The sequence below is a fragment of the Oligoflexus sp. genome (genome assembly GCF_035638955.1).
GTDB lineage: Bacteria > Bdellovibrionota_B > Oligoflexia > Oligoflexales > Oligoflexaceae > Oligoflexus.
In genome coordinates, this window is record NZ_DASQYZ010000233.1 from 1 (window position 1) to 1,728 (window position 1,728).

General features: G+C 51.9%; 3 protein-coding genes. All 3 read right to left on the reverse strand.

The genetic code is table 11. The features are described from left to right. The coding region (locus VE954_RS21760; RefSeq protein WP_324956700.1) for a phage portal protein at positions 1-1,145 on the reverse strand (1,145 nt) is incomplete at its 3' end. Further along, positions 1,106-1,306 (reverse strand): phage head-tail joining protein, encoded by a 201-nt coding sequence (locus VE954_RS21765; protein ID WP_324956702.1) that lies wholly within the window; start codon positions 1,304-1,306, stop codon positions 1,106-1,108. The genes VE954_RS21765 and VE954_RS21760, both read right to left, overlap by 40 nt. Then, positions 1,303-1,728, reverse strand: a 426-nt coding sequence (locus tag VE954_RS21770) for a terminase gpA endonuclease subunit (protein ID WP_324956704.1), incomplete at its 5' end; no start/stop codon positions are given. The genes VE954_RS21765 and VE954_RS21770, both read right to left, overlap by 4 nt.

Sequence of the window (1,728 nt, forward strand, 5' to 3'; positions counted from 1 at the left end):
CAAAGCACCGGCTGAATATTGGACATACGGGTCGCTGAATAGGAGCCGTTTGAAAAATCGCCAAGGATTGTCTCGTAGGAAAGCCCGGTACATTTGCTGATAAACATCACAATTGGCTTGATGATGGACGCCAGATCAATCGGTGCGGGAGGCTCGGCCAGGTTGATTTCCTCCCCAGGCCGAAGCAGATAGAAAGTGTTGGGGCGAATCTCGGAAAGCCCGCGCACATAATCGTCATTTCTGATCGCCCTTTTCATGGCGCCGCTATCGGCCTTTGTGCTTTTGGCGAAGCCGCGCTCATCTGCCCTATTCCCCTTCCCGCTTTTCTCCACCTTTTTGTCTTTTGGGATCACGTCCGCATTGTCTTCCCTGTATCCGTGCGGGAGGGTGACGAAGGCTGTGAATGACTGGGCTGTGGCCTGGCGCTGCTGGGCCGAATAAAGGATGTCATCGAGCATCCGGATATGGGTCATGGCCGGGGCAAACCAACAGACCCCGCCGAGCGCACCGACGCGTATGGGGCTGAAAATATGAGCAATAACATCTGTTGAATAGCGCCTCGATTTGCCCCTTTTTCCAGCGTCCAATGAAGGTTTCAGCCAATAAGCAACCGGGCAATCACTTGGGTCCAGCTCTGTTCCCCGGACAATTCTGTTGCGGCCTTCGCTTTTGTTAAGTGAAAGATCCAGATACGCATATTCCAAAAGCTTGATTCGAAATCCAAGTGGAGCGCTTTTGTCGATAACGCGCAGTGCAAAGCAGTTACCCGCTGTGGAGGTTTCCTGAAGTGAAAGCGCAGTGAGCTCGTTAAAGGACGATTGCTTGTTGGTGTCAAGCCCGGTGGATTCAATGGTATTCTGAACAAGCGATTTTATCTTTTCGAGCTGCTTTGATTCGCCCTGGATAAGGAGCGAAATACCGCCGTGCATGATCTGCTGAACATGGCTCTCCACAATGGTTCTGGCTATGGGAGAATTCCGAAATAGATCGCGGGCGCGTGATTCGAGTTTTTCGTTTCCGGCGGTTTCCGCTTCTGGTGCAATGGATGCAGGCTGCCAGCCGGCAATGGAGCCATCGCTGCCGGCGGCATCATAATGCCTTTGCCCTATCGCCTGAACACCGGACGCACCATGCGGTTTGACCACAGCTTCTCCTCGCCGCTCAATTCCTGACGAGCCTCATCGATCAGTTCCTTGAGGTCAGCCAGCGAGCGAAACTGCTTCAGTTGGCCATCGAACTCGATTTGTGTCAATCCGTTTTTGTAGGCCTTTTCCAGTCTTTCCAGGTCTTTTTCGCTCCAACTCATTTCTCATTTTCTCCTTCAAAAAGTGCGTCACGCACATTCCATTGAGTCTCTGTCATGGCATCAAGTCCTTCCATATATGCCATCGCGCGGGCGTATACCCGGCAATCCAGGGCTTCGTTCCGTTTCCTTGTCTTTCTAAAGACGAGTTTGTCACGTCCCTTGCTATCGGTTTCCACATCAATTTCCTCGGCTGTCAGTTCCATGAAATATTCCTGAGAATGTCCTATCGGGAAATGGCAGTACCCTGGAGGGTAGGCACCATCTGAATTTGGATGGAGCCGAAGCCATCCGAAGAGCTCGGATTTGATCACATGGGTTCCAACCGGATGAACCTTTAGTCCGTACTTTGTCCGGCGGCCATCATTCTCAACATCTATCTGGCTTGGAGTTCCGACATAGAAATCTGAATCGCCGTCCCTGCC

Excerpts from the sequence above, each read along its gene's own strand:
- VE954_RS21765 (WP_324956702.1), bottom strand. The coding sequence starts at position 1,306 with ATGAGTTGGAGCGAAAAAGACCTGGAAAGACTGGAAAAGGCCTACAAA.